This window comes from Pseudoruegeria sp. SHC-113, from assembly GCF_025376885.1.
Lineage (GTDB): Bacteria > Pseudomonadota > Alphaproteobacteria > Rhodobacterales > Rhodobacteraceae > Pseudoruegeria.
The window spans coordinates 1809771-1830619 of sequence record NZ_JAHUBR010000001.1 but is presented as its reverse complement, the minus strand read 5'-3'; the positions used below and the strand labels follow the sequence as shown (position 1 = coordinate 1830619).

15 protein-coding genes are annotated in these 20849 nt (G+C 65.3%); 3 read left to right on the top strand and 12 right to left on the bottom strand.

Annotated features, from left to right (window positions below):
* Nucleotides 1-99: 99 nt before the first annotated feature.
* The 3 genes from der to KVX96_RS09105 form a co-directional block, all read right to left on the bottom strand.
* Entirely contained in the window at nucleotides 100-1575 is a 1476-nt protein-coding gene (gene der, locus KVX96_RS09115; RefSeq protein WP_261194084.1) for a ribosome biogenesis GTPase Der, read from the bottom strand.
* A gap of 48 nt (nucleotides 1576-1623) precedes the next feature.
* The gene (locus KVX96_RS09110; protein WP_261194083.1) at nucleotides 1624-2934 is read right to left on the bottom strand and encodes a PQQ-like beta-propeller repeat protein; all 1311 of its coding nucleotides are present in this window, start codon (nucleotides 2932-2934) and stop codon (nucleotides 1624-1626) included.
* Nucleotides 2935-3016: 82 nt separating this feature from the next.
* The gene (locus KVX96_RS09105; RefSeq protein ID WP_261194082.1) at nucleotides 3017-3670 is read right to left on the bottom strand and encodes a hypothetical protein; all 654 of its coding nucleotides are present in this window, start codon (nucleotides 3668-3670) and stop codon (nucleotides 3017-3019) included.
* Between the two features lie 307 nt (nucleotides 3671-3977).
* On the opposite strand from KVX96_RS09105, the gene KVX96_RS09100 reads away from it, so the two are divergent.
* Both KVX96_RS09100 and KVX96_RS09095 read left to right on the top strand, forming a co-directional pair.
* Nucleotides 3978-5132 carry an efflux RND transporter periplasmic adaptor subunit gene (locus tag KVX96_RS09100; protein WP_409977094.1) on the top strand — a complete coding sequence of 385 codons (1155 nt, stop codon included), beginning with the start codon at nucleotides 3978-3980 and terminating at the stop codon, nucleotides 5130-5132.
* 1 nt (nucleotide 5133) lies between these two features.
* Nucleotides 5134-8760, top strand: coding sequence for an efflux RND transporter permease subunit (locus tag KVX96_RS09095; RefSeq protein WP_261194079.1), 3627 nt, complete (start codon nucleotides 5134-5136; stop codon nucleotides 8758-8760).
* 183 nt (nucleotides 8761-8943) lie between these two features.
* Here the strand turns inward: KVX96_RS09095 and KVX96_RS09090 are convergent, their stop codons facing one another.
* The 3 genes from KVX96_RS09090 to KVX96_RS09080 form a co-directional block, all read right to left on the bottom strand.
* The gene (locus tag KVX96_RS09090) at nucleotides 8944-9867 is read right to left on the bottom strand and encodes an HNH endonuclease (RefSeq protein WP_261194078.1); all 924 of its coding nucleotides are present in this window, start codon (nucleotides 9865-9867) and stop codon (nucleotides 8944-8946) included.
* Between the two features lie 180 nt (nucleotides 9868-10047).
* Nucleotides 10048-11880, bottom strand: a complete 1833-nt coding sequence (locus KVX96_RS09085; protein ID WP_314733105.1) for an ABC transporter ATP-binding protein/permease — start codon at nucleotides 11878-11880, stop codon at nucleotides 10048-10050.
* A gap of 121 nt (nucleotides 11881-12001) precedes the next feature.
* On the bottom strand, nucleotides 12002-13906 hold the full coding sequence (locus tag KVX96_RS09080; RefSeq protein ID WP_261194076.1) for a LysM peptidoglycan-binding domain-containing protein: 1905 nt from the start codon (nucleotides 13904-13906) through the stop codon (nucleotides 12002-12004).
* A 105-nt stretch (nucleotides 13907-14011) separates the two neighbouring features.
* Between KVX96_RS09080 and KVX96_RS09075 the strand changes: the two genes are divergently transcribed.
* Entirely contained in the window at nucleotides 14012-14569 is a 558-nt protein-coding gene (locus KVX96_RS09075; RefSeq protein WP_261194074.1) for a TIGR00730 family Rossman fold protein, read from the top strand.
* Here KVX96_RS09075 and rarD read toward each other — a convergent pair.
* The 6 genes from rarD to KVX96_RS09045 all read right to left on the bottom strand — a co-directional run bounded on the left by rarD (nucleotide 14509) and on the right by KVX96_RS09045 (nucleotide 20822).
* On the bottom strand, nucleotides 14509-15450 hold the full coding sequence (gene rarD / locus KVX96_RS09070) for an EamA family transporter RarD (RefSeq protein WP_261194072.1): 942 nt from the start codon (nucleotides 15448-15450) through the stop codon (nucleotides 14509-14511). The genes KVX96_RS09075 and rarD overlap by 61 nt on opposite strands.
* 62 nt (nucleotides 15451-15512) lie before the next feature.
* Nucleotides 15513-15890, bottom strand: coding sequence for a RidA family protein (locus KVX96_RS09065; RefSeq protein WP_261194069.1), 378 nt, complete (start codon nucleotides 15888-15890; stop codon nucleotides 15513-15515).
* Nucleotides 15891-16080: 190 nt separating this feature from the next.
* Entirely contained in the window at nucleotides 16081-16680 is a 600-nt protein-coding gene (locus KVX96_RS09060; protein ID WP_261194067.1) for a superoxide dismutase, read from the bottom strand.
* Between the two features lie 153 nt (nucleotides 16681-16833).
* Nucleotides 16834-17403 (bottom strand): sarcosine oxidase subunit gamma, encoded by a 570-nt coding sequence (locus tag KVX96_RS09055; RefSeq protein ID WP_261194065.1) that lies wholly within the window; start codon nucleotides 17401-17403, stop codon nucleotides 16834-16836.
* Nucleotides 17396-20407: a sarcosine oxidase subunit alpha family protein gene (locus KVX96_RS09050; protein WP_261194064.1), complete on the bottom strand. Its 3012-nt coding sequence runs from the start codon at nucleotides 20405-20407 to the stop codon at nucleotides 17396-17398. Before KVX96_RS09050 ends, KVX96_RS09055 begins: the two co-directional genes overlap by 8 nt.
* Nucleotides 20408-20498: 91 nt before the next feature.
* A complete protein-coding gene (locus KVX96_RS09045; RefSeq protein ID WP_261194063.1) occupies nucleotides 20499-20822 on the bottom strand; it encodes a sarcosine oxidase subunit delta in 324 nt (107 codons plus the stop codon).
* Nucleotides 20823-20849: the final 27 nt, after the last annotated feature.

Genomic DNA, 20849 nt, shown 5'->3' with positions numbered 1-20849 from the left:
GAGAAAAGGCCCGCCGCTTCCCCGCGCCGGGCCTTTTACTTTGTTCCACAAATATCCCCGCCGGAGGCCTCGCCTGCCGCGCCAGCGGGAGGCGACACATCACTCCCCGTGCGGCTTCTTGCCGAGGTGTTTTCTCAGCCGCGAGGGTGTCGATTTCTTGCGGTTCTTATAGGGGTTCGCATCCGCCTGAGAGCGCATGTAGAGCCGGATCGGCGTGCCGGGCATGTCGAAACTGTCGCGCAAGCCGTTAACAAGGTAGCGCGTATAGCTGTCCGACATCTTCTCCGGGTTCGAACACATCACCACGAAGCCCGGCGGGCGGGTCTTGGCCTGCGTCATGTAGCGCAGCTTGATGCGGCGGCCCGAGGGGGCGGGCGGCGGGTGTGCCTCGACCATTTCGCCGAGCCAGCGGTTCAGCCGCGCGGTCGAGACGCGCCGGTTCCAGACCTCATGGGCGCGCAGGATGGCGGCGTGCAGGCGGTCGAGCCCTTTGCCGGTCTTGGCCGAGACCGTCACCAGCGGCGCACCGCGCAGCTGCGGCAGGAGCTTTTCGAAACTGGCCTTCAGCTCGCGCAGCTTTTCCTGCTTCTCAGGCTCCGCATCCCATTTGTTGGCGGCGATCACCACGGCGCGGCCCTCTCGCTCCGCCAGATCGGCGATGCGCAGATCCTGCTGCTCAAACGGGATTTCCACGTCCAGCAGCACCACCACGACCTCGGCGAATTTCACCGCGCGCAGCCCATCGGACACCGAAAGCTTCTCAAGCTTCTCCTGCACCTTGGCCTTCTTGCGCATGCCGGCGGTGTCAAAGATCCGCATCGGCGTGCCGTTCCACTCGGTCCGCAGCGAGATCGAATCCCGCGTGATCCCGGCTTCCGGCCCCGTGAGCAGGCGCTCCTCGCCGACGATGCGGTTGATCAGCGTGGATTTCCCGGCATTGGGCCGGCCCACCACGGCCACCTGCAGCGGCTTTTGCGGGGTGATCTGGGCGTCGAAATCCAGATCCTCACCGTCCTCGCCCGCGCCTTCGGGGATCGTCACATCCGTCTCGGGCGTGTACTCGGCCTCGCGCTCGGCAAACTCATCGGCGATTGGCATCAGGGCGGCGAGCAGATCGCCCATCCCTTCGCCATGCTCCGCCGAAAGCCGCAGCGGCTCGCCGAGCCCCAGCGCATAGGCTTCGATCACGCCGGAATCCGCGGCTTTACCCTCACCCTTATTGGCCGCGAGCAGCACATGGGCGTTCTTCTTGCGCAGGATGTCGGCAAACACCTCATCGGTGGGCAGCACACCGGCGCGGGCGTCGATCATGAAGAGGCAGACATCGGCCATCTCCACCGCGCGCTCGGTCAGGCGGCGCATGCGGCCCTGCAGGCTGTCGTCGGTGGCCTCTTCCAGCCCTGCCGTATCGATCACGGTGAAGCGCAGATCGCCCAGCCGGGCCTCGCCTTCGCGCAGGTCACGGGTGACACCGGGCTGATCGTCCACCAGCGCCAGCCGTTTGCCGACCAGCCGGTTGAACAGCGTGGATTTGCCGACATTTGGGCGGCCGACGATGGCCAGCGTGAAACTCATGAGACGACTCCCGGAAAGATCAAGCCGCCCCTCTACAGCAAAGCCCGCTTAACGGAAAGCGTGAAGTTGCCCCTTGGAGGAGACGACATAAAGCGTGCCCCCGGCCACCGCGGGGTTCGAGGTGGCCCCGCCGGGGATCTCGACCGTGGACAGAAGCTGCCCGCTTTCCGGGCTGAAAGACCGGATCACCCCGTCAGAAGAGGCCACGATCAGTCGGCCACCCGCAAGGATGGGGCCGAAATGGGCATAGACGGCCCGGCGCTTGGCGGCGAGTTCGTTCTGGAAATAGGGAAGCTCCACGCCCCAGATCCGCTCCCCGGTGCTGGCATCGAGCCGCACCAGTTCGGCCTGATCGCTGACAAGGAAGACAGAGCCCCCCACCGGCCAGACCGGGCTCAGGCTGCCTTCGCGCGCTGTCCAGATCCGCTCGCCCGTTGCCGCGTCCAGCGCCACGAGGCGGCCGGACTGGCTGCCGACGTAGATGCGGCTGCCATCGAGCACCGGATCGCTGGTGATGTCCTGCGTGAGCGCAAACACCTGCCCGGCGCGCTGGCCAGACACCGAAGCCGACCACAGGCGTACGCCGCCTTTCGGGAAGGTTGCGAGGATCTCGATTCCGCCAAGCGGGAAAACGGCCACATCGTTGTTCACCGCAGGGGCCGCGCCGCCCGCGATGCCCGCGCCGCTGGGCGCGCCCTGGATTTCCCAGAGGATCTTGCCCTTGGCCAGATCCAGCGCCCAGCCACGGGAATCCCGCGTGGCGGCATAGACGATATTGTTGTGAATGGTCGGAGGCCCGGCAAGCTGGGTCTCCATCCGCTGCTCCCAGATCCGCCCGCCGGTGGCGGCATCCAGCGCCACGAGGCGGCCAAAGCCGGTGGAGGCCACGAGGATGTTATTGCTGATCGCCAGCCCGCCGCCCGAGACTTCACCCGCGCCATCGTTGCCGGTGGTCAGGTCGGTGGCCCAAAGCTGCGCGCCGCCGGAGCCGTGCGCCGAGACGCGGCTTTCGGAATCCATCGTGAAGATGCGGTTGTTGGAGACAACCGGATCCGCCGTGATGCGGTTGCGGCGGCTGTCGCCTTTGCCGATCGACACCGAGAAGACCGGCGTCAGCTGGCTGCGCAGGGCGACATGGGGCATCTTGTGGCTCGGGTTGCCGCCGCGATGGGTCCAGCTGGCGTTCTGGGTGACACCGGGCAGCGAGATCGCCGCCGCGCGGTTTTCAGCCTGGGCCGCGGCAAGCGCGGGATCTTCGGCGCGCAGATCAATCCGTTCGCCGGGCAGGATCACTTCGGGTTCGGCACAGGCCGCCAGAAGCGCGGTGATGCCGAAAGCGCAGATCAGGTGACGTTTCATTCTTGCGCGCCCCTCCCGGGTCAGTCGTCGTGTTGCATGCCGGAGGGCCAGCGTTTCGCGCGGCCGGGCCGGATGAGTGTCGTCAGGTGGCCTGAAGCTCGCCCCCCAGCGCCACAATCAACTGCGAGGCGCGGCGGCGCAAGCCTGCACTGGTGTCATTGTCTTCCAGAATGGCGGTGAGCCGGGCGATGGCCGCATCCGTCTCGCCGGTTTCGGCTTCGATCAGGGCGATCTGCTCTTCAGCCAGCAGGCGGAAAGGCGCGCCGGGCGTGGTGAGGGCTTCAAAACCCGCGCGGCGCTCTTCGGGAGAAAGGTCAGTTGCGCTCATCAGCGCCTTGAACTGGGCCAGCTGCTGGTAGATCAGCCCCGCCGTGCCGCCGGTGGCGACGCCTTCCAGAAGGGCAGCGGCCTCACCCGCCTGCTCGGCGCGTTGGTGGGCGGCAGCGGCCTGCAGCGTGGTGACGGCCTTGGCGTCGCCTTCCGCTTCGATGGCGGCGAAAGCGGCGGCCCGCTCTGCCGGATCCTCGGAGGATTGCGCGGCAGCGATCATCGCATCGCCAAGCGCCTCGGCCCGGGCGCGCTCCTGCGCCTTGAGAAACTCGTTGGTGGCCGCGCCCACAACGATCATCACCGCCAGAAGGATCGCGATCCAGCCGTAGCGGCGCATCATGCGCAGCAGGTTGTCACGGCGGACCTCTTCGGTCACCTCGTCGATGAAATTGTCAACGTTGCTCAACTCGGGCCTCCACGTCTTTTGCACCGGCTTTGCGGTGGTGTTGGCGTGTCTTAGCGCGAAGCCTGCGGGCTGCCAAGGCCTGCAAGCCATCCCGAGCGCGGAAAGCCTGCGCGGTGGGATGCGCAAAAACCTTGCCTTTCAAGCAACACCGCATAGAATTGAACCGGGCAGTTCAGAAAATTCGCACCGGGTGGTTTACTTCCGATCCCCCCGCACCTACCTGACCTCAGATACAGCGCGCGAGATTTTGAGGGGCGCGAAAGAGGACAAGATGAAACCGGTTTCGATTTTGATGGCCCTGGCTGTGATGGGCGTTCTTTATATGGCAATTCTTGAGCGCGACCGGCTTGTGGCCTTCGCCTCCGGCGGCGATGCGCCCGTGGCGGAAGCCACAGAAGAAACTGCGGCGCAAGCCACTGAGGAAACTGTGGCGGAAGCCGCGCAGCCCGAGGCCCCGGCCACCATTGCCGCGCAAAACGCGCCTTCCGGTTCTGACGGGGACGCGCAAGAGGCCCGCAAGCCGATTTCCGTCGTGGCCATTTCCTCCACCGCCGAAACCGTGGACAACGCCGTTCTGATGCGCGGGCAGACCGAGGCCCTGCGCCAGGTGGAAGTGCGCGCCGAGACCGGCGGCCAGGTGATCAGCGAGCCCCTGCGCAAGGGTGCCTTCGTGGAAGCGGGCCAACTGCTCTGCGAGATCGACATCGGCACCCGCGAAGCCAGCCTCGCCGAGGCCGAAGCCCGCGTGCTGGAAGCCCAGATCAACAACACCGCCGCCTCCAAACTGGCCGAAAGCGGCTATGCCGCCGAAACCCGCGCCGCCTCTGCCCGCGCCACGCTGCAATCCGCCGAAGCCGCGCTGAAAGCGGCCAAGAAGGAAATCGAGCGCCTGCGTGTCACCGCGCCGTTTGAGGGCCTGCTGGAAACCGATGCCGCCGAAATCGGCAGCCTGCTGCAGGCCGGTGGCCTCTGCGCCACGGTGATTCAGCTCGATCCGATCAAGCTCGTCGGCTTCGTGCCGGAAACGCAGGTGGACAAGGTGGAAGTCGGCGCGATGGCCGGGGCCCGCCTTGCGAGCGGCCTTGAGATCGGCGGTCAGGTCACCTTCCTGTCGCGCTCGGCCGATCCCACCACTCGCACCTTCCGTGTCGAAGTCACCGTGCCCAACCCCGATCTGCGCATCCGCGACGGGCAAACGGCCGAGATCATCGTCTCTGCCGATGGGGCCGCTGCGCACCTGCTGCCGCAATCGGCCCTGACGCTGGACAACGAAGGCACGCTGGGCGTGCGCACCGTGGTGAACGGCAATGAGGCCGGTTTCGTGCCGGTGCAGGTGCTGCGCGACAGCATCGACGGCGTCTGGCTCACCGGCCTGCCTGAGACGGTTGAAGTGATCGTCGAGGGGCAGGAATACGTGATCGACGGCGTGCCGCTCGCGGTCACGTATAAGGGAGCGATGTAAGATGGTGGGCATCGTCGATTGGGCCGCAAGCCGCGCCCGCATGATCCTGGCCTTCATTGTCCTGTCGATCGTCGCCGGGGCAACGGCCTATGTCGGCCTGCCGAAAGAAGGCGAGCCGGACATCGAAATCCCGGCCCTCTTCATCTCCGTCCCCTTCCCCGGCATCTCCGCCGCGGACGCCGAGAAGCTGCTCGTGCGGCCGATGGAAACCGAGCTTTCCGATCTGGACGGGCTCGACAAGATGTCCTCCACAGCCGCCGAAGGCTATGCCGGTGTGGCGCTGGAGTTCGAATTTGGCTGGGACAAGACCAAGATCATCGCCGATGTGCGCGACCGGATGAACACGGTGGAAGCCGAGTTCCCGGCGGGGGCCGAGAAATACTCGATCAACGAAATCAACTTCTCCGCCTTCCCGATCATCATCGTGAACCTCTCCGGCGACGTGCCGGAGCGCACGCTGCTGCGCGTGGCGAAGGATCTTCAGGAAACGCTGGAAGCCCTTGATCCGGTTCTGGAAGCCGGGATCGCGGGCCAGCGCGACGAGATGGTCGAGGTGATCATCGATCCGCTGCGCCTTGAAGCCTATAACGTCACCGCCGCCGAGCTGATCAGCGTGGTGATCAACAACAACCAGCTGATCGCCGCCGGTGAGGTCGAAACCCCGACCGGCGCTTTCGCGGTAAAGATCCCCTCGTCTTTTGACGAGGCGCAGGACATCTACAACCTGCCCGTCAAAACCAATGGCGACCGCGTGGTGACGCTGGGCGATCTGGCGGAAATCAACCTCACCTTTGAAGATCGCGAAGGCACCGCGCGCTTCAACGGCGAAACGACGATTGCCCTGCAGGTGACCAAGCGCAAGGGCTTCCCGGTGATCGACACCGCCAAGCTGGTCACCGAAACCGTGGAAGCCGAACGCGCCAAGTGGCCGCAGGAGCTGCAGGACGCGATCCGCGTGGGCGTCTCCAATGACCAGTCCGTGCAGGTGGGCTCCATGGTGAGCCAGCTTGAAGGCTCGGTGCTCACCGCCGTTGCGCTGGTGATGATCGTGGTGCTGGGCAGCCTCGGCACGCGCTCGGCCCTTCTGGTGGGCTTCGCGATCCCGACCTCCTTCCTGCTCTGCTTCGCCATCCTTGCCGCCACCGGGATCACGATTTCCAACATGGTGATGTTTGGCCTCATCCTCGCGGTGGGGATGCTGGTGGACGGCGCGATCGTGGTGGTGGAATACGCCGACAAGCGCATCTCCGAGGGCGTCGGCCCGATGCACGCCTTCACCGAGGCGGCCAAGCGGATGTTCTGGCCCATCGTCTCCTCAACGGCCACGACGCTTTGTGCCTTCCTGCCGATGCTCTTCTGGCCCGGCGTGCCGGGCGAGTTCATGGGCATGCTGCCGGTGACGCTGATCTACGTGCTTTCGGCCTCGCTGGTGGTGGCGCTGATCTACCTGCCCGTGGTGGGTGGTGTGGCCGGGCGCAGCTCGCGCCAGCTGGAACGCGCCGCAAATGCCCTGCGCCCCCTGCCCTGGCTGGTGCGTGCGCTCTTCGTGGTGCCCTCGCTCTACCTCGTCTTCCTAGCGGCGCTGCAGCTGATCAACCCCGGCTACATTTTCGGCGGTGAAAGCCCGCTGCCGGCTGGCATGGTCTGGCTGCCCGGCGCGCTGATGATGCTCGTGGGTGGGCTGCTCTCCTCCATCACGCTGGATGCCGCCAAGATCCAGCGTAAGCCCAAGAAGGTGCAGGCCGGCTTCCGCCGCTCGCCCTTTGGCTGGGTGATCCGCTTCATCTCGGGCAACCCGGTGATGCCGCTTCTGACGATCGCCGCCGTGATCGGTTTCGTCGTTGCCGTGTTCACGACCTTCGGCGAGAACAACAACGGCGTTGAATTCTTCGTGGAAACCGAGCCCGAGCAAGCCATCGTCTACGTGCGCCAGCGCGGCAACCTCTCGCTCATCGAGAAGGACGAAGCCCTGCGCAGCGTCGAGGCCGTGGTGCTTGGCACCCCCGGCATCCAGAGCGCCTTTGCCTTTGCCGGCAACGGCGGGCTGGACAACAACACCGGCGGCGCCCAGCCCCCGCGCGACACGATCGGCCAGATCCAGATCGAGATGATCCCCTGGGAAGACCGCAAGGACATCGCCGAGCTGGACGGTGATCGGGTGCTGGACGCGCTCGAAGCCCGGCTCGCGACGGTGCCTGCGGTGAAGACCGAGATCCTCACGCTCTCCAACGGCCCGGCCTCGGCAAAGCCTGTGCACCTGCGCATCAAGGGTGACGATCTCGCCGCCATCGAAGAGGCCGCCCTCATGGTGCGCGCCAAGTTCGAGGACACCACCGCGCTGACCGACATCGAAGACACGCTGCCCCTGCCCGGCATCGACTGGGAAATCGAGGTGGACGTGCGCAAAGCCGGCCGCTACGGCGCCGATGTGGCCACCGTGGGCGGCATGGTGCAGCTCGTGACGCGCGGCATCCTGCTCGACACGATGCGGGTGGACTCCTCGGATGAGGAAATCGAGATCCGCGTGCGTCTCCCGGAAGAAGACCGCGTGCTCTCCACGCTCGATAGCTTGCGTGTGCGCACGCAGGACGGCCTCGTGCCGCTGTCGAACTTCATCACCCGCGAGCCTGTGGCGAAACTCGCCCAGATCGACCGTGTGGAGCAATCACGTTACTACGACGTGAAAGCCGGTGTCGCCTCGGACATGAAGAACGAAGCCGGTCAGGTGATCACGCCGACAGAACGCATCGCGACGCTCACCGAATGGCTGGAAACCGAAGCTGAGTTCCCGCAAGGCGTGGAATGGGAATGGACGGGCGACAACGAGGATCAGGCCGAATCCGGTGCCTTCCTTGCAAAAGCCTTCGCCGGCGCGCTGGCGCTGATGTTCATCATCCTGTTGGCGCAGTTCAACAGCTTCTACAATTCCGTGCTGGTGCTTCTGGCCGTGATCCTCTCCACGACGGGCGTGTTCATCGGCATGATGGTGATGGGGCAGACCTTCTCGATCATCATGACGGGCACCGGGATCGTGGCGCTTGCTGGGATCGTGGTGAACAACAACATCGTGCTGATCGACACCTACCAGGAATACTCGCGCTACATGCCGCAACTGGAGGCCATCGCCCGCACCGCGCAGGATCGCATCCGGCCCGTGCTGCTGACAACGATCACCACCATGGCCGGCCTTGCTCCGATGATGTTTGGCCTGTCGCTGGATTTCGCCAATGGCGGCTACACGATCGACAGCCCCACCGCGCTCTGGTGGAAACAGCTGGCCACGGCCGTGGTCTTCGGCCTCGGCATCGCCACGGTGCTGACGCTGGTGTTCACCCCCTCGCTGCTGGCGCTGCGCGTCTGGGCACGCACAGGGGCCTATTCCTCCTTCGTGCGCCTGAAAGCCCTCTCCATGGGCCGCGACAGCGTCGCCGCCCGCGATCTGGCGCTGAACAAGGCCAGCCGCAAGATCAAGGCCCCGGAGATCATCTGGGAGGATGCCGAGATCACCGAGGCCCCTGCGAAACCGGCACCACAAGGCACCGCACCGGCATCTGCGCCGCAAGAGCAAGAGGCGGAAGCGCCAAATGAAGACAGCACCCCCCAGCCGCCCCTGCGCGCAGCGGAATAGATCAAAGAAAGGGCCGCAATTTGCGGCCCTTCTTCATGCAGGGCTTGCGCGCCGCCCAAAAGAGCCCGCGGGGCTCTGCCCCGCACACAGGTTCGAGCGGGGCTCTGCCCCGCACCCCGGGATATTTCAACCAAGATGATCGGGCCCCACATTGTGGCGTCCTTAGCTTTGGCGGTTACAACCCTACGCCCAGGGCGTCGCCTCGCCCTGCAATGAACGCCCAAACACGTTTTCCCGATGCCAACGCAGGTTCTCAGGATGCGGCGCGTTTCGTGAATCTACTGGCCGCACCAGCCGGCCATCTGATGGCAGCAACCTGCCCACCACATCTTTTGGCACTTTGTTATGTGAGACGAGGATGGTCGCGCAATCATCCGCAACCGAGATCAAACCCCGGTCAAACATCCAATGCAGCGTGCCGGATAGAGCCAGCCCATTGCGCACGGAATCACTGCCCTGATTTTCCACCGGCCGGATATGTGCCGCCTGCACTTCGGGCCGCCCGCCGCCGTTGCGCAGCATCAGGCCAGACATCGCACAGCGGTAGCCGTAAGCGTCCCGCACTTTCCGGCGAAACGCGACATCGCGGTAGGGACGCCGCGTGAGTCGCTCAAGCACCGGGCGCTCAAAGGGCTGCGCCCCCTCTGCCAGTTCTGCCACTTGCGGATCGTATCGCGTCGCCTCGATTTGCTCCAATTCCGGAGGTAAGCCCAAGTTCACAATACTGGCAAACTCCGCGTCCGGCAGGCTTCGGACAGCGGATTGCACCACACCGCCAACCGCTGGCGACCCATCCGGTTTGCTCAAAGCGGACTCCAGCGGGCGGCCCTCCACCAGGCGGGGCACCTCCCGATCAAATGGAAGGAAACTGCCCGGATCGATCACAGCCAGAAAACGGCCGTCTACCCCAGGCTTCGGGATAACCCGGCTAATCTTCGCAACAGCGAAATAGCCGCGCGGGCCGGCTTTCACAGGCTCGTAATAGACAATCCAGTCGCCAACCCCGTCCTGAACCGATTTCAGGTATTGGCGCGGGAAGTCGTACACGACATCGGGCTCGTCCTCGTAAATCGAGTCAGCCCTATGCAGGAGGACAAGTTTCACCATGCGCCCAGGAAAACCTTAACCCGCAGAAAAGCAAGATGTTTCAACCAGACATCAACAAAGCACCAACGCGAAATCACAGTTTGGGTCTTCCATAAGAAAATTGCCCCACTTTGTTCTGAAAATATCTCGGGGGAGGCGCCGAAGGCGGCGGGGGCAGAGCCCCCCCCTACCCGGCCCGTCTCAGGCGGCGTCTTCTGCTTCGGCGGCCTGCCGTTGCCACATGCGCGCGTAGCGGCCCTCTGTTGCCAGAAGGTCTTCGTGGCGGCCCTGTTCTACGATCTGCCCTTCTTCCAGCACCACGATGCGATCGGCATCCACCACGGTGGAGAGCCGGTGCGCGATGGTGATAACCGTGCGCCCCTGCCCCATTTCACGCAAGGATTCCTGAATGTCGCGTTCGGTGTCGGTGTCGAGCGCGGAGGTGGCTTCGTCCAGCAGCAGGATCGGCGGGTTTTTCAGCAGGGTGCGGGCGATGCCGACGCGCTGCTTCTCGCCGCCCGAAAGCTTCAGACCGCGCTCGCCGACAGCGGTGTCATAGCCTTCCGGCAGGCTTTCGATGAACGTATCGATCCGGGCCGCGCGGGCGGCTGCGATGACCTCTTCGCGGCTGGCCTCTGGGCGGCCGTAGGCGATGTTGTAATAGATCGTGTCGTTGAACAGCACGGTGTCCTGCGGCACCACGCCGATCTGGCTGTGCAGGCTGTCCTGCGACACGTCGCGCAGGTCCTGACCGTCGATCGAAAGCGCCCCGCCGGAAACATCGTAGAAGCGAAACAGCAGCCGCCCGATGGTGGATTTGCCGGAGCCGGATGGCCCGACGATGGCCACCGTTTCCCCTGCCCCGACAGTGAGGGAGACGCCTTTCAGGATCGGGCGCTCCGGCGTGTAGCCGAATTCCACCTGATCGAAACGGATCTCTCCCCCGTTCACCTTGAGCGCGGGCGCGCCGGGTTTGTCCTTCACCTCGGCGGGCTGTTCGAGCAGGTCGAACATCTCGCCCATGTCCACCAGCGCCTGCCGGATCTCGCGGTAGACCGTGCCGAGGAAGTTCAGCGGCATGGTGATCTGGATCATATAGGCGTTGACCATCACGAAATCGCCCACGGTCAGATCGCCGTTCTGCACACCAAGCGCCGCCATGACCATCACGGCCACCAAGCCGGAGGTGATCAGCAGGCTCTGGCCGAAGTTCAGGAAGGCCAGCGAGTAGCTGGTTTTCAACGCGGCCTTCTCATAGCCCGCCATGGCCACGTCGTAGCGCGCCGCCTCGCGGCTTTCGGCCCCGAAATACTTCACCGTTTCGAAATTCAGCAGGCTGTCGATCGCCTTCTGGTTGGCGTCCGTGTCCTGATCGTTCATCTCCTTGCGGATGCGCACGCGCCATTCGGTCACCGTGAAGGTGAACCATACGTAGGCTGCGATGGTGAGGGCCACCACCACCAGATACCAGACGTCAAAGACCCACCAGAGGATCACCGAGATCATCAGGAGTTCGAGCACCAGCGGCCCGATGGAGAACAGAAGGAAGCGCAGCAGGAACTCCACACCCTTCACGCCGCGCTCGATGATGCGCGACAGCCCCCCGGTCTTGCGGGTGATGTGGTAGCGCATGGAAAGCCGGTGGATGTGGGTGAAGGTTTCCAACGCCAGTTGCCGCAGGGCGCGCTGGCCGACGCGGGCAAACACCACATCGCGCAGTTGCTGAAAGCCGACGTTCATCAGCCGCGCCAGCCCGTAGGCCACCGTCAGCCCCACTGCACCCGTGGCCAGCATCCAGGCCGGGGTCGTGGCCCCATCCTGCGCCAGCGCGTCCACGGCGGCCTTGTAAAAGAAAGGCGTGGTGACGGCGATGAGCTTGGCCACGAAGAGGATTGCCAGCGCGGCCACCACGCGACGTTTCACCCAGGCTTCTCCGTCCGGCCAGAGGTAGGGCGCAACCTTGCGGATCGTGCGCCAGCCGCTCACGCGGTGCGCGTCGTCAAGGGCGGTGGCCGTGGGGCTCAGGCGGCGCATGGGCGCTCCTTTTTGCTAGGGGACACCGCAGCTTAAGGCCACGGGAGGCGAGACGCCACCCCGTGGCCCTGTGGGTTTCTGCACCCGGCCTGTGCATCGGGTCCCAGGGTTCCTCCGGCCTTTACTCCGGAACGGTGAAGATCTGGCCCGGATAGATCAGGTCCGGGTCGCGGATCTGATCGGCATTGGCCTCGAAGACTTTCACGTAAAGGAAGCCGTCGCCGTAGGTTTCAGAAGCGATGCCCCAGAGCGTGAAGCCCGGCTGCACGGTGACGATCACCGGACCACTTGGGGCTTGCGCCGGGGTGGGCGTTTCCACCTGCGCGGACGCCTCCGGCGTGGCGGGGGCCTCTGTCGAGGGCGCGGCTGCGCCGTCGGCCACTAGGGCCGTTTCCGCAGGGGCTTCGGTGGATGCATCCGTGGCAGGAGCCTGCGCTGTGCTGACGTCCGCCCCCTCCTGGCTTGCGTCCGCCACCGGCGCGGCTGTCGCGCCAAGGGCTTCGGCCAACACTTCGGCGCTTTCGCGTTTGAAGGGGATCTCTGTGCGGGCAGAGAGCTTGCCGTCGGCCCCGATCTCATCGGCGCGCAGGGTGTAGATGCCCGGTGCGACCCCGGCCAGCACCGTGCTCCAGCCGCCTGCATCCGACACCGGCGCATCGGCGATGACGGCGCCGTTCAGGTAGAGCCGAACGGTCTGGCCCGAAAGCCCCCGGCCCGCGATCTGCACGTCGCCGGTGGCGGTATAGCCCACGGTGTCGATGCTCAGCACGCCCGCGTCTGCGCCATCCTGCAGCACGCGCACGCCGGTTTGATCGGCCAGAAGCACGCGGGGGGCGGGTTTGGCAGTGGGGGCGGCCTGTGTCTGGGCAGGCTCTGCCGAGGCCACCTCACTGGGCGACGCTTCAGGCGTGGTTTGCGCGCCCGCCGTGGCGGTCTCGGTGTCCGCCGCCTGTTGGCTAGAGACATCAGCCTGCACGGGTGTCTCTGTGGAAGGCGCTGTGGCTGGATCGGCTGCAGCGCTGGCCTCTGCCGGAGCAGCCTGCGGGGCGGTTTCCGCCTCCTGCTGGGGCGCCTCGGCCTTGGCAAGCGCCTCGGTGGCGGCCGTTTCCGGCTTAGGCTTATCGGCCTCGACCGCGGCAAGCGGCAGGGAGACGGGCTCGATGATCACAGATTCATCGGAGCCCACGCGCAGCCCGTTCGTTGTCATCACCAGCGAGACAACGCGGGGCTGCGGGCTGGGATCGACGGAGAAGAGCGCGACGAACTTGCCGGAGGTGTCGGCGGCGGTTGTGGCGATTTCGGCGCGGTCCAGCAGAACGGCAATCGCGGCGTTGGGCTGGCCTGCCCCGGCCACCAGCGCGTTGCCCTCGGCATCGATGCGCACGACATCAAACGTGGGCGGGGCCGGGTTTTGCGCGGCAGGAGTCTGGGCGGGCGTCTGGTCAGGAGTATCCGCAGGCGCGGCTTCGGCGCTTTCAGCAGTGGGCGCTTCTGCGCGCGTTGCGGCCTGTCCATCGGCCTCGGCTTGCACCTGCGCGCCGTCCTGCGCCTGCGTACCCGCGTCGGATTGCGCGGGGGCGGCTATGGGTTCTGCATCACTTGCAACGGTTTCGGGCTCAGCGGCTTCCGGCGCGGTTTCCGGCGCGGTGGCGACGGTCTCGGTTTGCGCGGGGGCCTCCGCCTCGACGCTGCTTTGCGCCGCCTCAGTGGCAGCTTCTCCAACAGCGGCCTCATCTGCGGCCACAGCCTTGGGTGCCGGCTCCGCCGCAGGTGCGGCGGTGGCTTCGGCGGTATCAGACACCGGTTCCGGCGTTTGCTCGGGGGCCGCGTCTGATGCCTCCGCCGTCGCCTCCTGCGGGGTTTCCCCGCCGGGTTGCGGTTCGGGCTGCACCGGGAGCGTCACCGGCTCCACCGGGTTATCCTGTTGCGATTGATAGAAAAAATATCCGCCGGCGGCCAGAGCCACGGCCACGGCAGCACCAGCGAGGATGCCGCCGCTCAGACCAGCGAAGGACGAGCTTGCCATATTCCGTATTCCCCAAGTGACACTCCAGCAGCAGGAGCGCGTTGCGCCAACCTAGCAAAGGCGGCTATCAGGGGCCAAGGCAATGGCAGCGAAAGAATTGAATTCATGGCTAATTCAACACAATCCGTCTGTGTCTACTGCGGCTCGCGCAAGGGCCGCCATGCCGCCTACGAGGCCGATGCCCGCGCGGTGGGCGCGGCGATCGCGGAAAACGGCTGGCGGCTGGTCTATGGCGCAGGCGATGTCGGGCTGATGGGCGCGGTGGCCAATGCCACTCAGCGCGCCGGGGGCGAGACCTTCGGCGTGATCCCCACCCACCTGCTGGACTGGGAAGTCGGCAAGCGCGATCTCACCCGTTTCGTGGTGACGGAGAACATGCATGAGCGCAAGAAGGTCATGTATATGAACTCCGACGCGATTGTGGTGCTGCCCGGCGGCGCGGGCTCGCTGGACGAGTTCTTCGAAGTGCTCACGTGGCGACAGCTCGGCCTGCATGAGAAGCCGATCTTCTTCCTCAACACCGCCGATTACTGGGCACCGCTCGCTGCACTTATGGATCACGTGGTGGAGGAAGGCTTCGCCGACGCCACGATCAAGGATTTCTACCGCATGTTTGACGACGTGCCCGCGCTCACCGAGGCCCTGCGCAGCGCTCTCTCCTGACGGAAGGCGTCCAGCGTGTAGAGCGCGAGCGCTGCCCAGATCATCGGGAAGGCCAGCGCGTGCCAGCGGGTGAAGGGCTCTCCCAGAACCAGCACCGCCACGAGGAACTGCAGCGTCGGGTTCAGGTATTGCACGAGGCCCAGCGTCGACAGCGGGATGCGGCGCGAGGCGTAGGAAAACAGGATCAGCGGGCCGGCTGTCATCGGCCCGGCGCAGGCCAGCAGCAGGCTTTCGCGCCAGCCTTGGCCGAAGGCAGCCACGTTGCGGCCCGTCAGCCCCTCCCAGCCCAGCACATGCACGCCCCAGAGCCAGACGAGCGCGAGCGGTAACAGCAGCACCACCTCGGCGGTGACGGAAACCACAGGCCCAGCCGGAAGGCTCTTCTTGATCACACCGTAAAGGCCGAAGGTGATCGCAAGCGCGAGCGAGATCCACGGTGCAACGCCAAGCCCCAGCGTGAGCCCCAGCACGGCAAAGGCGGCGAGCCCCACAGCGATCCACTGCGCCCGGCTCAGGCGTTCGCCAAAGAATCCCGCCCCCAGCAGCACCGCCACCAGCGGGAAGATGTAATAGCCAAGGCTGCTCTCCACCGCCCGGCCGATCTGGATCGACAGGATGAACAGGAACCAGTTCACCGAGATCATCAGGCTGGCCAGCGCCACGAGCCAGAGCGCCTGCCCGTTGACAAGCAAGCTGCGCACCTCACCAAGGCGGCGTTGTGCCAGCAGCACGAGGCCGAAGAACACTAGCGACCAGAGCGTGCGGTGGGCCAGCACTTCCAGCGGCGGGATATGGGTGAGCAGGCGGTAATAGAGCGCGGACAGCCCCCAGATCGCGCAAGCGGCAACCATCGCCAGTATGCCCTTGCGTGCCTCCGTCATCCGCCTGCCTTTCCCGCTTCGCCTGTCTGCACCAGCGCACAGGCAGGCGGGGAAGGCAAGGCTCAGCCTTTGCGCGCGGTGACTTCGATCTCGATCTTCATGCGCGGATCAGCCAGCCCAGCGATGAACATCGTGGCGGCGGGCTTGGCCACGGCAAAAGCCTTGCCCAGCACCGGCCAGCAGGGCTCGAAATCATCGCCGTTGGGCAGGATGTAGCGCACGCGCACAACGTCATCGAGGCTGGCCCCGGCCTGCTCCAGCGCCCAGGCGATGTTGGTCAGGGCCTGTGCGGCCTGTTCGGCAGGGTCGTCAGAAATCGTCATCGTGGCGTAGTCAAAGCCGGTGGTGCCGGCCACGAAGATCCAGTCGCCGTCCACGACGGCGCGGCTATAGCCGATGGCGGCCTCGAAGGGGGAACCTTGGGAGATATGTTTGCGCATGGTTTTGGTCTCGTGTCGCAAAAAGAGGTTGCAAAAAAGCGGAAAGCGGCCGCACGGGTGGGCGCGGATACGCGCCCGCCGTGGGGCGGGCGGGCGCGTGCCTGTTTCTGGTGAAACAGGCCAATCTAGCTCTCACGAAAAAAGCCGCCGGACACCCCGACGGCTTCTGTTCAGTCTGTCGCGCAGCCGCTCACATGCGGGAGGCGACGTTTTCCCAGTTGACGAGATTGTCGAGGAAGTTCGTCAGGTAGGCCGGGCGCTTGTTGCGGAAATCGATGTAGTAGGAGTGCTCCCATACGTCGCAGCCCAGCAGCGCGGTCTGGCCGAAGCAGAGCGGGTTCACGCCGTTCTCGGTTTTCGTCACGGCAAGCGAGCCGTCGGCGTTCTTCACGAGCCAGGCCCAGCCGGAGCCGAACTGGCCAGCGCCAGCGGCGGAGAACTGGGATTTGAACTCATCGACGGAGCCGAAGGACTCAACCAGTGCCTTTTCCAGCTCACCCGGCATCGCGGACTTGCCCGGGCCCATCATTTCCCAGAACTGGTTGTGGTTCCACAGTTGGGAGATGTTGTTGAAGATGCCGTTCTGAGCAACGGCGGATTTGTCGTAGGTGCCGACAATGATCTCTTCGAGGCTCTTGCCGTCCCACTCGGTGCCGGCGATCAGCTTGTTGCCGTTGTCAACGTAAGCCTTGTGGTGCAGGTCGTGGTGGTACTCCAGCGTCTCCTTGGACATGCCGGCATCAGCCAGCGCGTCGTGAGCGTAGGGAAGATCGGGAAGTTCAAAAGCCATGGGGATCATCCTTTTCGAGGTCGAGAGGTATAACTTCACGCGCTAGATGGAATGCGGCGGCGGCAAAGGTCAAGGGGTGGCGGGCCGATTTCTTGCCGCTTTCGCGGGATCGGCCCGGGCTTTGCCGCTTTCCGCCTGAACCCTGCGCGCCTCTCAGAAAAATCCGACCTCACTGCCTTCGGAGGCGCTCATCGTGAGCAGATCAAACACGTATTGCGCCACCGAGCGGAAGGCCACGAGGGTTAACTCCTCATCGCCCGACATCCAGAAGGCCGCGGGCACCTGCGCCAGCCGCGTGCGGCGGATCTCGCCTGTGCCGAAGGCCTCCGGTGACAGATCCACCGGGGCGAGTTTGGCCAGCACCTCGCGCGCGCCCGATCCTTCAATGGTGAAAACCGCCCGCGCGTCCGAGACGTTGACTGCCATGAAATGGCTGCCCTTCAAAGCTTGGCAAAGCTGCGCAACGGCGGCCTCGGCCTCATCATGGGGCACCATGATCAGCACCTCATCGGGCGACATCCAGGCCACGCCCTTGCCGCCCTGCTCCGCCACGTTCCGTTGGCCGGGCAGATCGCAGCCTGTCACCGCTTTCACCGCCTCGGCAAAGCCGGCATCGGCAAAATCGCCGCGCAGGGTGATCATGCCGCGCATACCCGCCTCGGAGACCTTGGCAATACCGGAGCTTTGAGCGCCCGCAAGCGCGCTGACTGCGAGATCAGACATTCTGCTTCTCCCCTTCCTTGTCGTAGAAGACAGGATCCACGATCCGCGCCTCCACGAAGCTCTTGTCGGGCAGGCCAAAGCGGATCACCTCGCCCATGCGCGAAGGGCCGTTTTGCACGAGCCCCATGGCGATGCCCTTGCCGAGCGTCGGCGAGTGGTAGGTGGAGGTCACCCGGCCAAACATCTCGGATTGCCCATTGGCATTGGTGCCCTCGCCGATCGCGTAGCAGCCATCGGGCAGCACCGAGCCGTCCACGGTTTCTAGCCCCACGAGCTGCCAGCGGTCCGGGTTGTCCATATGCGAACGCGCCTGCGCGCGTTTGCCGAGGTAATCCTCTTTCTTCTTGCTGATCGCCCAGCCAAGGCCCAGATCCTGCGGGATCACCGTGCCGTCGGTCTCGTCGCCGATCATGATGAAGCCCTTTTCGGCCCGCATGATGTGCAGCGCTTCGGTGCCATAGGGCTGCATCCCGTAGGCGCTGCCCACCTCCAAGAGCGCCTCCCAGAAGGCCATGCCCTGCGAGGCCGGCACCGCGATCTCGTAGGAGAGTTCTCCGGAGAAGGAGATGCGGAAGACGCGCGCGTCAAAATCGCCGAGCTTGCCTTCCTGCCAGCCCATGAAGGGCAGCGTTTCTTTGGACACGTCCATGCCGCCCAGCCGCTCCAGCACATGGCGGGCATCGGGGCCGACAACGGCGATCTGGGCGTATTGTTCGGTGAGATTGGCGACGTAGACCTTCCAGTCCCACCATTCGGTCTGCAGCCATTCCTCCATCCACTGATGGATCCGGTCCGCCCCGCCCGAGGTGGTGTGGCAGAGCCATGTCTCCTCGTCGATCCGCGCCACGACGCCGTCGTCAGAGAGGAAGCCGTTCTCGTTGCACATCAGCCCGTAGCGGCATCGGCCCACGGGCAGCGTGCTCATCATGTTGGTGTAGAGCATGTCGAGGAACTTGCCCGCATCCGGCCCTTTCACCACGAGCTTGCCCAGCGTGGAGGCATCCAGCAGACCGACGCGCTTGCGGGTGTTGAGCACCTCGCGGTGCACGGCCTCTTCGACGCTTTCGCCGGCTTTTGGGAAGGCATAGGGGCGGCGCCAGTGGCCGACAGGCTCCCAATGGGCGCCGTGGGTCTCGTGCCAGCCGTGGATCGGCGTGCGGCGCAGGGGCTGGAAGATCGCGCCCCGCGCTTCCCCGGCAATCGCGCCCATGGAGATGGGCGTGTAGGGCGGGCGGAAGGTGGTGGTGCCGACCTGCGGAATATCCTCCCCAAGTGCATCAGCAAGCACGGCCAAGCCGTTGATGTTGGAGAGTTTCCCCTGATCGGTGGCCATGCCGAGCGTGGTGTAGCGCTTGGTGTGTTCGACACTCTCATAGCCCTCGCGCGCGGCGAGCTGCACGTCCGACACTTTCACATCGTTCTGGAAATCGAGCCACATCTTCATGCGCAGATCCAGCGAGGCCCCCTGCGGCATCATCCAGACCGGGGCCATCGGCTCGCAAGGCTCCGCAGCCGCCTTCGGCGCAGCGAAACGGCGCGGGGTGAAGCCTGCGGATTTGGCGGCGGCTTTCCCGGCGGCATCGGCATCGGCCAGCACATCGCCCGTGCTCATCGCGCCCGAGGCCATGCCCGCGGTAGCGACGAAAGCCTCCCCTTGCGCCCCGGTGGGGGCGCGGGTGGGATCGGGTTTGAAATGGGCCTGCGCGGCATCCCATGTCAGCTTCCCGCCGCAATGGGACCAGAGGTGCACCACGGGCGAGAAGCCGCCGGACATGGCCACGGCATCGCATTTAACCTCTTCGATCACGCTACCCTCGCCCGCCTGCAGGCACAGCGCCACGCCGGTGACGCGCTTGCGGCCCTTGACCTTGGCGATGCCCTTGCCGGTTTCCACCCGGATCCCGGCCTGCAGGGCCTGCGTGGCCAGCGGCGCGGTGACGAGCGGGCGCACGTCCACGATCATCGGCACGTCGAGCCCGGCCTTCTTCAGGCAAAGCGCGGTGCGGTAGGCATCATCGTTGTTGGTGACGACAACGGTCCGGTCGCCCGGTGAAACGCCGTAGTTCACCACGTAATCGCGCACGGCGGAGGCCAGCATCACGCCGGGGATGTCGTTTCCGGCGAAGGAGAGCGGGCGTTCGATGGCCCCTGTCGCGGTGACGATCTGTTTCGCGCGGATCCGCCAGAGCCGGTGGCGCGGAAGATCGCTTCCCGGAATGTGATCGGCGAGGCGCTCATACCCCAGCGCATAGCCGTGATCATAGACGCCTGCGCCCACCATCCGATTGCGAAGGGTGACATTCTCCATGCCTTCAAGGGTTTGCAGGGTGTCCTTCACCCAGTCTTCGGCCGGTTTCCCGTCGATCTCGGCGCCGTCCACCGGCGCGCGGCCGCCCCAGTGGGCCTCCTGTTCGATCAGCAGAACCTTGGCCCCGGCCTCACCGGCGGCTTTCGCGGCCTGAAGCCCGGCGATGCCGCCGCCGATCACCAGCACGTCCACGAAAGCGTAGAAATGCTCGTAGCGGTCCGCGTCAGCCTCTTTCGGGGCTTTGCCGAGGCCGGCGGAATGGCGGATCACGGGCTCGAAGATATGTTTCCACGCGAAGCGCGGGTGGATGAAGGTTTTGTAGTAGAAACCTGCGGGCAGGAAGCGGGCCAGCGAGTTGTTGATCTCGCCGATGTCGAACTCAAGGCTCGGGAAATGGTTCTGCGAGGTGGCTTTGAGCCCGTCAAACAGCTCGGTGGTGGTGACACGCTGGTTGGGCTCAAACCGACCGCCCTCGCCAAGGTTGACAAGCGCGTTGGGCTCTTCGGCACCGGAGGCAAGAATGCCGCGCGGGCGGTGGTATTTGAACGAGCGGCCCACGAGCATCTGATCATTGGCCAGCAGCGCGGCGGCGAGCGTGTCGCCGGCGTAGCCCTGCAGGCGCTTGCCGTTGAAGGTGAACTCCAGCCGCTTCTCGCGGTCGATCAGGCGGCCTTGGGTGGCGAGACGGGTGCTCATGGGCGCGGGTTCCTGCGTGGCTGGCGGAGGACGCGGGGGGCTGCCTGCCCCCCGCACCCCCCGGAGATATTTTCAGAACAAAGTGGGCGCATCAGGCGGCAGGCTCCCAACCGGGGCGGCGCTTTCTGATGGTGGCGAGGATCTCTGCCGGGGGTTCGGTGACCTGCGCCTTGTAGGTGCCGAAGACTTCGAGCGTCACGGTGCAGCGGGCGGCGTGGAACCATTTCCCGCAGCCGTTGGCGTGGCGCCAGCGCTCGAAGGTGACGCCTTTTTCGTTCTTGCGGGCAAAGAGATAGCTTTCGAACTCCGCATCCGAGGAGCCGGGGCCGAAGCGTTTGAGATGGGCTTCGCCGCCCGCCGCGAATTCGGTTTCTTCGCCGGTGACGCCGCAATAGGGGCAGGTGAGGATCAGCATTTGGCGGACTCCTTGCAGTACAGGAGG

What these genes read in the sequence shown, in the direction of transcription:
- KVX96_RS09050 (WP_261194064.1), bottom strand. Translation starts at nt 20,407, where the DNA reads ATGAGCACCCGTCTCGCCACCCAAGGCCGCCTGATCGACCGCGAGAAG.
- KVX96_RS09095 (WP_261194079.1), top strand. Translation starts at nt 5,134, where the DNA reads ATGGTGGGCATCGTCGATTGGGCCGCAAGCCGCGCCCGCATGATCCTG.
- KVX96_RS09045 (WP_261194063.1), bottom strand. Translation starts at nt 20,822, where the DNA reads ATGCTGATCCTCACCTGCCCCTATTGCGGCGTCACCGGCGAAGAAACC.
- KVX96_RS09065 (WP_261194069.1), bottom strand. Translation starts at nt 15,890, where the DNA reads ATGCGCAAACATATCTCCCAAGGTTCCCCCTTCGAGGCCGCCATCGGC.
- KVX96_RS09085 (WP_314733105.1), bottom strand. Translation starts at nt 11,880, where the DNA reads ATGCGCCGCCTGAGCCCCACGGCCACCGCCCTTGACGACGCGCACCGC.
- der (WP_261194084.1), bottom strand. Translation starts at nt 1,575, where the DNA reads ATGAGTTTCACGCTGGCCATCGTCGGCCGCCCAAATGTCGGCAAATCC.
- KVX96_RS09055 (WP_261194065.1), bottom strand. Translation starts at nt 17,403, where the DNA reads ATGTCTGATCTCGCAGTCAGCGCGCTTGCGGGCGCTCAAAGCTCCGGT.
- KVX96_RS09110 (WP_261194083.1), bottom strand. Translation starts at nt 2,934, where the DNA reads ATGAAACGTCACCTGATCTGCGCTTTCGGCATCACCGCGCTTCTGGCG.
- KVX96_RS09075 (WP_261194074.1), top strand. Translation starts at nt 14,012, where the DNA reads ATGGCTAATTCAACACAATCCGTCTGTGTCTACTGCGGCTCGCGCAAG.
- KVX96_RS09100 (WP_409977094.1), top strand. Translation starts at nt 3,978, where the DNA reads ATGGGCGTTCTTTATATGGCAATTCTTGAGCGCGACCGGCTTGTGGCC.
- KVX96_RS09080 (WP_261194076.1), bottom strand. Translation starts at nt 13,906, where the DNA reads ATGGCAAGCTCGTCCTTCGCTGGTCTGAGCGGCGGCATCCTCGCTGGT.
- KVX96_RS09060 (WP_261194067.1), bottom strand. Translation starts at nt 16,680, where the DNA reads ATGGCTTTTGAACTTCCCGATCTTCCCTACGCTCACGACGCGCTGGCT.
- KVX96_RS09090 (WP_261194078.1), bottom strand. Translation starts at nt 9,867, where the DNA reads ATGGTGAAACTTGTCCTCCTGCATAGGGCTGACTCGATTTACGAGGAC.
- rarD (WP_261194072.1), bottom strand. Translation starts at nt 15,450, where the DNA reads ATGACGGAGGCACGCAAGGGCATACTGGCGATGGTTGCCGCTTGCGCG.